Origin of the sequence: Acinetobacter rongchengensis (assembly GCF_003611475.1) — a bacterium.
GTDB classification, from domain to species: domain Bacteria; phylum Pseudomonadota; class Gammaproteobacteria; order Pseudomonadales; family Moraxellaceae; genus Acinetobacter; species Acinetobacter rongchengensis.
Window position 1 is genome coordinate 20,318 of sequence record NZ_RAXT01000035.1, and the last position, 13,713, is coordinate 34,030.

Below are 13,713 nucleotides of genomic sequence, written 5' to 3' on the forward strand. Positions count from 1 at the left end.
TTAGGTATCGGGGCAAGGAGGGAAAATGGACATCCTGGTTTGTGATGATGAACCATTGGCAGTGGAACGTTTGTCACGATTAGTGTCTCAATTAGGACATCACGTTATTGCAACAGCGCAGCATGGTAAGCAGGCTTTGGACATGGTTCAACAGTTTGAACCAGATGTTGTGCTACTTGATATCCAAATGCCTGAAATGGATGGGCTAACTTGTGCGCAGCATTTAGCACACTTTAATCCAATGCCAGCAATTGTATTTTGTACGGCATATGATGAGCACGCTTTGCAAGCGATTCAGTCTCAAGCAAAAGGATATTTGTTAAAACCAATAGCAAAAGAAGATTTGGAAGCAGTTTTGGGTAATGTGACCAAACTGACTCAAGCTCAACTCACTCACCTAGAAAAAAAAGAACTCATGGAAGAAAAAGTGCAAAGACAGCAGATTGCTGCAAAAACATATCGAGGTTTAGAATTAATTCCTGTTGAAAATATTTATTATTTTCTAGCAGATCAGAAGTATGTCACTGTGCGTCATAAAAACGGTAGTGTACTGATTGATGAAACTTTAAAGGATCTGGAAACTGAGTTTGCAGACCGATTTATTCGAATTCACCGTAATGCTCTAATTTCTTTGGATTATTTGGACGGTTTGGAAATGGTGGCATCTGGGCAATATCAAGCAAGATGTCGAGAATTAGAGGAGCGATTGGCAGTGAGTCGTCGTCATTTGCCTTTACTTAGAGAGCGAATGCAAAACCTATAGTTTTGTATGAAAGTTAAATCATTTTGATAATTTACTTGCATTTTTAGGATAGCAGGGTAAGTTTACATTGTTTAAAGTTTGGCAAAGCTGAAATGAAGAAAACCTTGAAAATAGCTACACGTCAGAGTCCTCTTGCGTTATGGCAAGCGGAGCATATTCGTGATCGATTAGAACAGTTACATCCTCAACTTGAAGTTGAGTTGGTCACTTTCGTTACTCAAGGTGACAAAATTTTAGATACTCCCTTAGCTAAAATAGGGGGTAAAGGCTTATTTGTTAAAGAATTAGAAGCAGCCTTGATGGACGGTCGTGCTGATTTAGCTGTTCATTCGATGAAAGATGTACCCATGCAATTGCCAGAAGGTCTAGAGTTGGCAGTCATTTGTGAACGTGAAGATCCTTTTGATGCTTTTGTATCAAACCACTATGAAAAATTTGAAGATTTACCATTAGGCGCTAAATTAGGAACATCAAGTCTGCGCCGTAAAAGTCAGATCTTAAAGCAGCGTCCTGATTTAGAGATCATTGATCTGCGCGGTAATGTTGGAACACGCTTGTCTAAGCTAGATGCAGGGCAGTACGATGCGATTATTCTTGCTAGTGCTGGACTAAAGCGTCTTGGATTGAACGAGCGTATTCGTCATAGCCTAACAGCTGAGGTGAGTTTACCTGCGGTTGGGCAGGGCGCATTAGGACTAGAATGTCGTTCTAATGATCAAGAAATTTTAGATTTGATCATGCCGCTGATGCATACAGAAACCAATGCATGTGTACGTGCTGAGCGTGCTTTTAATGCTTATCTAGAAGGTGGTTGTCAGGTTCCTATTGCAGGTTTTGCAACATTGGAAAATCAAACCTTGTCCCTGGAAGGCCGTGTCGGTAGTGCAGATGGTCAAACTTTGTTGCGTAGCAATGTTCAAGGTGTAGCAGAAGATGCTGAAAAACTTGGTGTGCAACTTGCTCAAAATCTACTTCAACAAGGTGCTGGAGAATTACTCAAAGCACTTTATCAAGACTAAATGCTTTTTATTAATACTCGACCGATTGATCGTGCTCAGGCATTAACCCAATGTCTCGATCAATCGGGTTTTCAGGTCATTGATCTACCTTTATTAGAGCTCAAACCACGACCATTTACGCAACAATTAAAACAGCTGTATTCAGAGTTGTTAGATACACAATTGATTGTCGTGGTGAGTCCTACAGCTGTGCACATTGGAATGCAATATTTGCAACAAGCAGGTGTCTTAATTGAGCAAATTAAACATATTCAATGGATTGCTGTAGGAAAGAAAACAGCTGAAACCTTGGCGAAATACCACATACAGAGTCATGTACCTGAAGTGGAAAGTTCGGAAGGAATGTTAAGTTTACCCATTTTCAATGGTTTACAGGGTATCTCTCAAATTGCATTTTGGCGTGGACAAGGTGGACGCCAATTTATGATGCAGCAATGTATAGAACGTCATATAAAAGTTTTAAACTTTGTTTTGTATGAGCGAGATTGTCCACAAGCGACGTTTACAAAATTCTCTGAAGCAATCCCACAAATAATACAAGCGGATGAACCATACTGGAATTGTATTACCAGTGAAGCCAGTTGGAATAATTGGGTTGCATTAACCAAAGATCACCCTAAGGTTTTTGATCATTGTCATTATTTGGTTTTAGGTGAGCGTTTGTATCAATTATTGCTTGGTGAGAGGAATAATCAGCAAAAGTGTTTTAATATCACTCAGGTTTTAGATTTAGAACCCAATACGATTCTACAAATGATATTGCAATTACAAAGGAACTTATGAAGAAGTTTATTTATTTCTTATTGTTTGTCGCTTTAGGATGGCTCATTAAACTGAGTTACGACTTCTATCATGTTTCACAACAGCTGGATGATATTCAACAGGTTTTACATAAAAGTGAACAAAAAAATGCCAGTTTGAATGATCAATTGGTTGCAGTACAAAGACAAGCAGATGAACCTGCGCCCCAAGAATCGAAAAAAATAGCCACGATTGATACTCAAGTTGAAGGTATTAGCCCAAGTGTTGTGATTAAACAACAACTTGAATTGGTACAATTTGCATTACAACAACAACAGTTTGTTTATGCGCTTGAGCATTTAACACAACTCAATCAGTCTTTAGATCGTTACACACTAGCGGATACGGTCAAGCAAAGTTTGCATCAGACCATTGATCAAGATATACAAAGTATTCAACAGTTTGTTATTGCCAAAAATGCGCAACAAGCACAGTTGGACAGTATGATGAAACAGATTGACCAAAATTTAATGGTTGAGTTGAAAAATAATCAAGTGAGTCCTGCAAAAAATCAGCCTGAATTTTTTTGGCAAAAATGGTTGCAAATAGATGTGATAAAAACCACCGCACCAGAACTGGTAAATCGTAAATTTATTTTAAAAGAAGCTCAATTTAGAGTTTTACTTGCACAACAATTACTTGCTAAAGGACAAAATTCAGAGTTTCAAACGATGTTAAATCAAGCGATCCAACAACTGGATCAATTACCTGATCAATCGAGCCAAAAATTAAAACAACAACTGACCCAACTGAAACAAATACCGATGCTGCCAGTACCAAAACTGAGTAGTTTGGCTGTATTGGGGTAAATCGATGAAACATATCTTTCAGATTTATGCGCTGATTAGTTTAGTTCTTGTCGCTATTTTAAGTGTAATGAGTTATGCCGCAGGTGCGGGATATGTTTATGTGCTGTGGAATAAAATTCAAATACAAAGCAATCTATGGGTCGTGGTTTTTCTTTGTGTTTTGATTAGTTTATTGATGCAATTGGCTTGGACTGCCTTTAAACGCTATTTGGCGCTAGAAAAAAGAAAGCTAGAGCATATATTGAATTTTAATGCGCTACATCCTTATGAAAAGTTGGGTGTGCTTTGGTTGATTGAAGGTGATGAAGAGCAGGCAAACGTTATTCAGCAAATTTTTGATCAATCAGGATTATTAAAACATATTATTCAAGCGCGTTTGTTATTTAAACAAAACAATTATTCAGAAGCTTTACTCATATTGGAAAGTAGTCCACCTTCAGCATTTGAGCTGGCTGAAATTTTAAGAATAGAAATTTATTTAGCACAGCAAGATGCACAGCAAGCTTTAACACATTTAGAGTTTTTAAATGGGCATGATTTATCACCATGGTTAAATCCATTGGCTGAAAGTTATAAATTGTGTATGAAAAAGTTGTGGGGGCAATTTGCAGTAGAGTTTCCATGGGTATATTTGCATTCGACACAATTTGGACAACTAGAAACAAGTACCAAGCAGCAATGGTTAATACAGTTGTTGAATGATTATGATCAGGCCACTTTTGATGATATTGAATTATTACAACAGAAGTTTTTGGAAATAGAGCCTCAGCTTGATCAAATGCCTTTTGAAAACAAAGTATTGTGGCTGAAGATAATTACGCGATTACCTGAATTGTCGGTACAACAGCAGCAATTGGCAATTCAATTGTTAGATGAAAGATTTGATGAAGATGTATTTTACTTGTGGTTCCAACAACAATTATTAAGACAAAACCCAGATTACATTTATTTAGAGCAACAGATTTTGAATTTAGAGAATAAATATATCGATATCCCAATGTTTAGTTTTGTCAAATGGCATATATTTACGGCTACGCAAAGAGAATCTGAAGCAGATCAGCTTTTATCATTATATCCGAATAATATTCTGATGAATTATCTAAGAATAAAAGCGACATTAAACGGTAATGATGAATTAATTCAACAATTAAATTTAATTTTTGAAAAAGATACCAAATATATTCAATTTAAAATTTGAGAGTCTAGTATGGATCAGTTAGCACAATTTCCGATTATTTATGAACAGAAAGTCGCATGGGGAGATATGGATGCTTTCGGTCATGTGAATAATGTCATGTATTATCGTTATATAGAAAGCGCACGAATTGCTTATTTTGATCTTTTAAATATATTTGAACAAAATGTTCTAACTGTTGTGTCTTCCAGCCAATGTAAATATTTAAAACCTGTATTTTATCCAGATACGTTACATATTGGTGCGAGAGTTGAGGAAGTTCGAAATAGTGCGATGAGAATGCATTATATTCTGTATAGCACGCAGCAGCAGACTGTTGTTGCAGAGGGTGAGGCTGTTATCGTTTTTGTGGATAAAATACAAATGAAGAAGACATTAATTCCTGAACTGTTGCGTCAATCAATTTTTGATTTGGAAAGCTCAGTTCAACATAATTTAATGTAATTTTAATCTATATTTGAACGTTAAAAGTGCTTTAAATTGTGCTTTATTACACATAATTTAAAGCTTAGTTCAAAATAGAGTATTCATGGCAATAATTGATTAGATTACTTTTTTGTTTTTTTATGTATTTAATCTGGTTTATCTATATTTAAATGTATTGCTAATTTGAATAAATAAAAATATTATTGCTGGGAAATTATTTTAAATAAATATTATGGATTGGAGTGTTAATAATGCCTGATATTAGTAATCTATCGGTTGAAGAGTTAAGAAAGTTAACAGCTGAAGCGGAAGCTTTAATTGAAACTAAAAAAGATCAAGCTGTTGAAGATGCTTATAATAAAATTATTGAAATTGCAGAATCTGCTGGTTTAACTTTAGAGCAATTTATTGAGTACGGTGCTCAAAAGCGTAAAAAATCAACACGTAAAGCAGTTGAACCACGTTATCGTAATAAAAACGATAGTTCTGAGACATGGACTGGACGTGGTAAACAACCGCGTTGGTTAGTTGCAGAAATTGAAAAAGGTGCAAAATTAGAAGATTTCTTGATCTAATCTTCATCTAAGTGTCATTCAACGCTTATATAGTAAGAGAACCAAGCAAAACAGCTTGGTTTTTTTATACGAGTGAATTGGCGATGTGAAAAAATTATGCATAATGTATAGATAATGAGGGCATCATCTCGCACGGAAGAAAAAATGAATATGGTAAAGCTGGATGAATAAAAAATCTAAACAAATCACATGGTGGATGATTGGGGTTATTGCATTTTTATTTTTTGTGCTTTTACAGGTTCCTGCAACTTGGATCATTTCTAAATTTTATCAAAACAATCAGATGCTTCAAAATGTGAGTGGGAATATTTGGCAAGGTCAGGCAGATTGGCGTAAAGGTAATTTACGTGGTTCAGTTGCTTGGCGGACACGTCCATGGGATTTAATTTTATTGCGTGTGGGCGCCAATGTAGAAATTCATAGTGGGCAAACCCAGCTTAATGGTGTTGTTGGCTATGGTCTTGGTAAAAAAATTATTATTAAAGATATCAATGGTCAAATTGCACCTGAGACTTTAAAAAACATTGCCAATTGGCAGTGGCCATCCAATTCAATTCAACTCAGCGATATCAGCATGCATTTCAAAAAAGATGTAGGATTTAACAATGCTGATGGTAAGTTGCAATGGGGCGGTGGTGAACTGAGGTATACCTTTGGGCAGCGTCAGGATCAAATGAATATTCCTTCATTAAATGCTCAACTTAAAGATGATGCAGGTAAACTTGTTTTTGATATTCAAGATCAAAGAAGTCAGAAAATGGCGAATATTAGCCTAGATGAAAGTTTGATGCTTGATGTGCAACTGACTCAGCGCATACTGTTGAATGTACCATCATATAACGGTAAAGCAGGCTTAGACACCTATGTGATTAGTTCACGACAGCCACTGATACAAGGTGGCTTCTAATGATGAGTTTAAAAGACAAGCTTGAACATATTTCGTGGAAGAAAACTGAACATATTGCTCCAATTGTATTATTTCTTTTGATTTTGGCATTGTGTTGGAAATTAGCCTCTATTTTTTGGTGGGTTATTGCGCCACCTCAAGTTATGCAGCCTGAACAGGTGAGCTTGGGTTCTCAACAAGTTCAAGTTCCTAATATCTCAAATTTTTCACTCTTTAATGAGGTGGGTACAAATTCTACTGCAGATGATAGCGTTGCAATGGTTTTGCAAGGTGTGGTGGTGAGTTATCCTGCTCGTTTTTCCTCAGCTGTGATTAAGGTAAAAGAAACAGCAGAACGATACCAAGTTGGAGATACAATTGAAGGTACGAGTTATAGCGTATCTGAAGTATATTGGGATCATATTGTTTTGAGTCAGAATGGAAGCAATGCTAAGGAATTACGCTTTACGGGGTTGGATAATTTATATCAACCACTGCCGAATGATGTGTCAGGACAGAATGTGAGTACGCCATCGAGTAACCCTGAGCAAACCTCACAGATGCCATCGCAAACTAACCCAACTCAAAATGCGTTAGGCCAAGCGATAGACCGAATGAATGAAAACCGAGAACAATACCTAAAGAACATGGGGGTGAACACGAATAGCGGTCAAGGCTATGAGGTTACAGATCAAACCCCCGCAGCAATTCGAAATAAATTAGGATTGAGGTCTGGGGATCGTATTCTTTCACTCAATGGGCAGTCAGTTGGTCAAGGACAAAATGACGTACAACTGTTAGAACAGGCAAAGCGTGAAGGAAAAGTGAAAATTGAAATTAAGCGTGGTGATCAGGTGATGACCATTCAGCAAAGTTTGTAAGTGGCTAGGACTACAAATAAAATTAGGATAGATAATAAGTTATGTCTTTTTTGAATCACAATCGACCGCTTTGGGCTTTCGTTGCTGTAGCACCAATGATGGCTGCAATCAGTACAGCAGCGCATGCACAAACGTGGAAAATTAATTTACGTGATGCTGATCTCACTGCTTTTATTAACGAAGTAGCCGATATTACGGGTAAAAACTTTGCTGTTGATCCTCGCGTACGTGGCAATGTGACGGTTATTTCAAACAAACCGCTCAATAAAAATGAAGTTTATGACTTATTTCTTGGTGTTTTAAATGTCAATGGTGTTGTTGCGATACCTTCAGGCAATACGATTCGCTTAGTGCCTGACAGCAATATCAAAAATTCAGGCATACCCTATGACCCACGCAATAATGCCCGTGGTGATCAAGTTGTAACACGTGTGATTTGGTTGGAAAATACCAATCCGAATGACCTGATTCCTGCTTTACGTCCACTCATGCCACAATTTGCACACTTGGCTGCGATTCAAGGCACAAATGCGCTGATTGTTTCTGACCGTGCAAGTAATATTTATCAGATTGAAACCATTGTACGTAATTTGGATGGAACGGGGCAAAATGATATAGAAGCGATTACTTTACAAAGTAGTCAGGCGGAAGAAATTATTAAGCAATTAGAAGCGATGAGTGCAACAGGTGCAGCGAAAGATTTTGCAGGCTCACGTGTTCGAATTGTTGCAGATGCTCGAACCAATCGTATTTTAATCAAGGGTGATCCCAATACACGTAAGCGTTTACGTAATATGATTGAAATGCTGGACGTTCCTTCGGCGGATCGTTTGGGTGGTTTAAAAGTTTTTAAATTGAAATATGCCAGTGCTAAAAACTTGTCTGAGATTTTACAAGGCTTAGTGACAGGGCAGGCTGTTAATTCAAGTTCAAATAACTCTTCAAATAGTAGCTCAAACACGAGTAGCAGTTTGAATAATTCTTCTTCTAATACAAACTCAACTAGTGGTGGGGTTTCTACTTCTTCTATTAATTTAAATAGTAATTCAAATAATAATAACCAAAATAATGTGACAAGCTTTAATGCTAATGGTGTCAGTATTATTGCGGATGGTGCTCAAAATGCTTTGGTTGTAAAGGCTGAACCACAACTGATGCGTGAAATTGAAGCGGCTATTCAACAGTTGGATGTACGTCGTCAACAAGTTCTTATTGAAGCCACCATTATTGAAGTTGAAGGGAATGATGCAGATCAACTGGGTGTGCAATGGGCAATGGGTGATTTAAGTAGTGGTGTGGGTTTAATTAACTTCTCTAATGTAGGTACAAGTCTATCGAAATTGGCTGCAGGTTATTTAACAGGAGGTGCAGCAGGCCTTGGTTCTGCTGTAGGTTCTGGTACATCACTGATTTTAGGTGATTATAAAGAAGGTGCGGATGGTTCACGTAAGTTGTATGGGGCTTTAATTCAAGCTCTGAAGCAAAATACAAAATCCAATTTACTTTCTACACCATCTATTTTAACCATGGACAATGAAGAAGCTTATATTGTTGTGGGGCAGAATGTACCGTTTGTGACTGGCTCAGTGAGTACGGGTACTGGTGGAACAGTGAATCCATATACTTCAATCGAACGTAAAGATGTCGGTGTAACTTTAAAAGTGATTCCGCATATCGGCGAAGGTGGTTCGATCCGTTTAGAAGTGGAGCAAGAGGTTTCTGCAGTTGCTGAAAATAAAGGACAAGCCTCTGACCTAGTCACAAGTAAGAGATCAATTAAAACATCAGTACTCGCAGACCATGGTCAAACCGTGGTTCTGGGTGGCTTGATTTCTGACGATACGATTCATAGTCGTCAGTCAGTCCCTTTCTTGGGTGATATTCCTGGTTTGGGGCGCTTATTTAGAGCGGATAATAAGTCGAATAATAAACGTAACCTTCTCGTGTTTATCCATCCAACCATTGTTGGGGATAGTTCAGATATACGTAAGATGGCACAACAGCGTTATGATCAATTATATAGCTTGCAATTGGCTATGGATAAAGATGGAAACTTTGCCAAATTACCTGCGCATGTTGAGGATGTTTTTCAACAGCGTTTGCCAATTACATCTTCGAAAAGCACGCAACCAACCATTGTTCAACCACAAGTGAAACAACAACCAAGTCAATATCAGCAAGTCCCTTCTGGCGGAACGACTACTGTTCCTGCAAAGGGTAATGCGGTGACGACGCCATTGGCTATTGAATAAATGTTATGGTCAGTCAGGTTGTTAAAATAGTTTAGTCTTTTAATACAGTTTTTAGTATGTTAACTGGGTTCTTTGTCTATGTTTTAAGACTTTGAAAATGTCATGCTAAAATATTATGAATTGGAATGAGAAGATCATCATGACTTGGAAATTACAGGCAATTACCGGCGAGTTTGAGGGGCAAGAAGTCTCTATTGAGCGAGATATGTTAATTGGTCGCCACCAAGATGCCGACTTGGTTTTACAATCTGCGGAAATTTCTCGCCGTCATGCAGCTTTTTTATTGAAAGATGATGTGCTTTGGGTGCAAGATTTGAAATCGTCGAATGGTACTTTTGTCAATGATATTCGTATTGAGCATGACAAAATGCTTAAAGAGGGTGATATCGTACAATTTGCCAGTATTAAATTTAATGTATTGGCGCCCGCTAAAGTTAAACCAGAGATTGAGCAGACTGTTTCAGAGATTGAAATTGAGCCAATCACTCAAGCTGTTGAACAGCCGATTCAACAGCCTTCAGAGGCAATCGCAACAGCTGAAATTGAAACACCAGTAATTGCTGAGAAAACAGTTGCGCAACAGATGAATGAGCAAGGCATGCCTGAGCTTGCTGCACGAGATAACAATGTACAATTGACACGTGATGGTATGCCAACAGGTATGGGTGTGCCTAAGCCAGCGCCAATTCCAGAAGGTGTTGATCTTAAAACTCAAGTTGAGCAAGCACCTGTTGTAATCCCTGAAAGTCCATCTGTAGTAGACCAGCAACTTGAAGAAAAGAAAAATACTTCTGTGGGGCTAATCACCATTGTGACTTTGGTTATTTTGGCGATTATTGTATGGCTATTCTTTAAATAATTTCTAAATGCGATAGACTCAAAGGCATGCAATCGCATGCCTTTGTTCTATATTAAAAGTATTTTATCTATTTCAGGTGTAAATCATGAATGTTGCAAAATTAGACCAACGAGAACTCATTTTGTTTGATTTGGATGGAACTTTGGTAGATTCAGCATTTGATTTGTATCGGGCCATGAATTTGAGCTTAGAACGGTTAAATTTACCTTTGGTCACAGAAGCGCAAGTACGTGTTTGGATTGGTAAAGGGACGTCATTATTTTGTGAAAGCACTTTAAAATATTTAAAAGGAGAGGTTGATCCTGTATTGCATCAGCAACTTTTAGATACATTTTTAGAAATTTATAATGCTGAACCTTGTGTGGATACAAAACCATTCACAGGAATTTTAGAATTTTTAGAATGGGGTATTCAAAATAATAAAAAATTGATTTGTGTGACCAACAAGCCAGAACAGCCTGCACGAAAAATTTTGCAAGAACTTAAAATGGATCACTATTTTGTCGATGTGATTGGTGGTGATCGGTTTGAAGTGCGTAAACCACATCCAAAACCATTGCTATATTGTGTAGAAACCTACCAAACTTCAAATGATAAAACCTTGATGATTGGTGATTCAAGTAATGATGTAGAAGCTGCACGCCGTGCAGAGGTTGATTGTATTGTAGTCAGCTATGGCTATAATCACGGTGAGGATATCCAACTTTGTCAACCGCAGCAGGTTGTGGATGATTTGACAGTGCTTTTGGTTTAATAGATTACACCTTTGTAATATCGTTGTGAGAAAAGGAAGAGGAATGAACAATAAACGTATTTTTCGATGGCGTCATTAAGTGAAATCTACAGACATCAACACTTAGTAATATCGAAAATAGAGAGAATTCCTCATGACAACTTTAGTGCAATTTGAACAGTTAAAATCAGCGGGTTACAACCTGATCCCTGTATATCGTCAACGCTTAGCAGATACAGATACGCCACTCTCTGTATTTGCACGTTTAAAAGATCATCAACAAGCTTATTTATTTGAATCAGTTGAAGGTGGGGAAAACTGGGCGCGTTACTCGATCATCGGTTTAGGTGAGTCAACCGTATTTTCATGTAATGCAGGCCAATTAACCATACAATCACCAGATGGATCAATCCAAACAGAGTCATGTGCTGATCCTTTTCAATACATTCGAGATTTTCAAGCACAATTCAAAGTACCTACCCAACAGGATTTGCCTGCATTGCCAAGCTTTACAGGTGGCTTGGTGGGGTATTTTGGCTATGACTCGGTTCGTTATATTGAGCCACGTTTAAAGAATGTTCCAGAAGCTGACCCAGTGGGTGTTCCTGATTTGTGGATGATGCTGTCTAAAACAGTGATTGTTTTTGATAATTTAAAAGATACTTTATTTGTCATTGTGCATGCGGATGTGAATGATGCAGATGCTTATGCTAAAGCACAGCAACAACTGGATCAGTTAGAAGCATTGTTAGCAACCCCGATCAGTTTGGTTGCAAAAAAACATACGGCACCACATTTTGAATCATTGACTGGTCATGACAAGTTTCTTGAATCAATCGAGAAGGTCAAAGAATACATTCGAGCAGGCGATGTCATGCAGGTTGTTCCGGGGCATCGGATGGTTTCGGATTTTGATGGTGAGCCATTACAAGTTTATCGTGCACTGCGACACCTCAATCCTTCGCCTTATTTATTTTTGGTGCAAGGGCAGACATTAACAGACCAAAAACCATTTCATATTGTTGGGTCTTCGCCTGAAATTCTTTCTCGTCTTGAAAATGGGATTGCTACAGTACGCCCACTGGCAGGGACTCGACCACGTGGTAAAACCAAAGAAGAAGATTTGGCGTTGGAAAAAGATTTGCTTTCAGATGAAAAAGAGATTGCAGAGCATCTGATGCTGATTGATTTGGGGCGAAATGATGTCGGACGTGTCTCTAAAATCGGCAAAGTACAAGTCACTGATCAAATGGTGATCGAACGATATTCGCATGTGATGCATATTGTCTCGAATGTACAGGGTGAAGTTTTGGATGATGTTGATGCTTTGGATGTTTTTAAGGCAACTTTCCCTGCAGGAACACTTTCAGGTGCGCCAAAAATTCGTGCAATGGAAATTATTGACGAAGTTGAACCTGTAAAACGTGGAATTTTTGGTGGAGCTGTTGGTTATTTAGGCTGGCATGGTGAAATGGACATGTCAATTGCGATTCGAACCTGTGTTATTCGTGAAAATAAGGTCTATGTTCAGGCTGGAGCAGGGTTGGTTGCGGACTCAAATCCTGAATCTGAGTGGAATGAAACCCAAATAAAAGCTCGCGCAGTGATCAAAGCGGTTGAATTATCATCAAACGGATTGATTTTATGAGTTTTTGACAGTTTTTTTGCAAAAAACACTTGCAAGGATTCTGAGTTTTGCTAAACTGCACACCGTTCCGATACGAAACGTACGAAACACTAAGAAGCGCCGGCATAGCTCAGTTGGTAGAGCAACTGACTTGTAATCAGTAGGTCCACAGTTCGAATCCGTGTGCCGGCACCATCTTAAAGTTTTGTGATATAGTAGTAAAGGATAACACTGAAAGTAAGTGTAAATGGTGAGATTCCCGAGCGGTCAAAGGGAGCAGACTGTAACTCTGCCACGAAAGTTTCGAAGGTTCGAATCCTTCTCTCACCACCATTAACTTCGATAAGTGGTTAATTACCAACATTAAGCGGGAGTAGCTCAGTTGGTAGAGCGGTAGCCTTCCAAGCTACATGTCGCGAGTTCGACCCTCGTCTCCCGCTCCATCGAAGATGATTGCTCTTATAGCTCAGTGGTAGAGCACTCCCTTGGTAAGGGAGAGGTCTCGAGTTCAAATCTCGATAAGAGCTCCAGATACAGTTTAGTAGATTAATCTACACCAGTTATTCAAAAGCAGGCTTATTAGTCTGCTTTTCAAGTATTAGGTGTCTAGTTTTTTAGACGATTGTCGATGCTGAGTTGTTTAACTCGTGTTCGACATAAACGAGGAAGAACAAATGGCTAAGGCTAAGTTTGAACGTAATAAGCCACACGTAAACGTGGGTACAATTGGTCACGTTGACCATGGTAAAACAACTTTAACTGCTGCAATTGCAACAATCTGTGCAAAAACTTACGGCGGTGAAGCGAAAGACTACGCAGCAATTGACTCTGCACCAGAAGAAAAAGCACGTGGTATTACAATTAATACTTCACACGTAGAATACGAC

14 protein-coding genes and 4 tRNA genes are annotated in these 13,713 nt (G+C 38.3%); all 18 read left to right on the top strand.

What is annotated here, in order from left to right:
• Positions 1–25 precede the first annotated feature (25 nt).
• A complete protein-coding gene (locus tag D7V20_RS13635; protein ID WP_120384740.1) occupies positions 26–763 on the top strand; it encodes a LytR/AlgR family response regulator transcription factor in 738 nt (245 codons plus the stop codon).
• A 92-nt stretch (positions 764–855) separates the two neighbouring features.
• On the top strand, positions 856–1,782 hold the full coding sequence (hemC, locus tag D7V20_RS13640) for a hydroxymethylbilane synthase (RefSeq protein WP_120384741.1): 927 nt from the start codon (positions 856–858) through the stop codon (positions 1,780–1,782).
• The gene (locus D7V20_RS13645) at positions 1,783–2,565 is read left to right on the top strand and encodes a uroporphyrinogen-III synthase (RefSeq protein ID WP_120384742.1); all 783 of its coding nucleotides are present in this window, start codon (positions 1,783–1,785) and stop codon (positions 2,563–2,565) included. It begins immediately after the preceding gene.
• The gene (locus D7V20_RS13650; RefSeq protein ID WP_120384743.1) at positions 2,562–3,392 is read left to right on the top strand and encodes a hypothetical protein; all 831 of its coding nucleotides are present in this window, start codon (positions 2,562–2,564) and stop codon (positions 3,390–3,392) included. Before D7V20_RS13645 ends, D7V20_RS13650 begins: the two co-directional genes overlap by 4 nt.
• A gap of 4 nt (positions 3,393–3,396) precedes the next feature.
• Complete coding sequence (locus tag D7V20_RS13655; protein ID WP_120384744.1) at positions 3,397–4,590, top strand: YfgM family protein; 1,194 nt, start codon at positions 3,397–3,399, stop codon at positions 4,588–4,590.
• 9 nt (positions 4,591–4,599) lie between these two features.
• On the top strand, positions 4,600–5,031 hold the full coding sequence (locus D7V20_RS13660) for an acyl-CoA thioesterase (RefSeq protein WP_120384745.1): 432 nt from the start codon (positions 4,600–4,602) through the stop codon (positions 5,029–5,031).
• A gap of 230 nt (positions 5,032–5,261) precedes the next feature.
• Positions 5,262–5,588 carry an H-NS histone family protein gene (locus D7V20_RS13665; protein ID WP_120384752.1) on the top strand — a complete coding sequence of 109 codons (327 nt, stop codon included), beginning with the start codon at positions 5,262–5,264 and terminating at the stop codon, positions 5,586–5,588.
• A gap of 163 nt (positions 5,589–5,751) precedes the next feature.
• Complete coding sequence (gspN, locus tag D7V20_RS13670) at positions 5,752–6,495, top strand: type II secretion system protein N (protein WP_120384746.1); 744 nt, start codon at positions 5,752–5,754, stop codon at positions 6,493–6,495.
• Positions 6,495–7,355 (top strand): type II secretion system protein N, encoded by an 861-nt coding sequence (locus D7V20_RS13675; RefSeq protein WP_407923958.1) that lies wholly within the window; start codon positions 6,495–6,497, stop codon positions 7,353–7,355. The genes gspN and D7V20_RS13675 overlap by 1 nt, the downstream gene beginning before the upstream one ends.
• Positions 7,356–7,396: 41 nt before the next feature.
• Positions 7,397–9,607 carry a type II secretion system secretin GspD gene (gspD, locus tag D7V20_RS13680; protein WP_120384747.1) on the top strand — a complete coding sequence of 737 codons (2,211 nt, stop codon included), beginning with the start codon at positions 7,397–7,399 and terminating at the stop codon, positions 9,605–9,607.
• A gap of 139 nt (positions 9,608–9,746) precedes the next feature.
• Complete coding sequence (locus D7V20_RS13685; protein WP_120384748.1) at positions 9,747–10,466, top strand: FHA domain-containing protein; 720 nt, start codon at positions 9,747–9,749, stop codon at positions 10,464–10,466.
• Positions 10,467–10,551: 85 nt separating this feature from the next.
• The gene (locus tag D7V20_RS13690) at positions 10,552–11,220 is read left to right on the top strand and encodes an HAD-IA family hydrolase (protein ID WP_120384749.1); all 669 of its coding nucleotides are present in this window, start codon (positions 10,552–10,554) and stop codon (positions 11,218–11,220) included.
• Between the two features lie 133 nt (positions 11,221–11,353).
• Positions 11,354–12,847: an anthranilate synthase component I gene (gene trpE, locus D7V20_RS13695; RefSeq protein WP_120384750.1), complete on the top strand. Its 1,494-nt coding sequence runs from the start codon at positions 11,354–11,356 to the stop codon at positions 12,845–12,847.
• 98 nt (positions 12,848–12,945) lie between these two features.
• Positions 12,946–13,021: transfer RNA gene (locus D7V20_RS13700), tRNA-Thr, on the top strand.
• Positions 13,022–13,075: 54 nt separating this feature from the next.
• Positions 13,076–13,159, top strand: a tRNA-Tyr gene (locus D7V20_RS13705).
• 34 nt (positions 13,160–13,193) lie between these two features.
• Positions 13,194–13,269: transfer RNA gene (locus tag D7V20_RS13710), tRNA-Gly, on the top strand.
• A gap of 12 nt (positions 13,270–13,281) precedes the next feature.
• A tRNA-Thr gene (locus D7V20_RS13715) sits at positions 13,282–13,356 on the top strand.
• 144 nt (positions 13,357–13,500) lie between these two features.
• On the top strand, positions 13,501–13,713 hold a 213-nt coding region (locus D7V20_RS13720), incomplete at its 3' end, for a GTP-binding protein (RefSeq protein WP_227515670.1).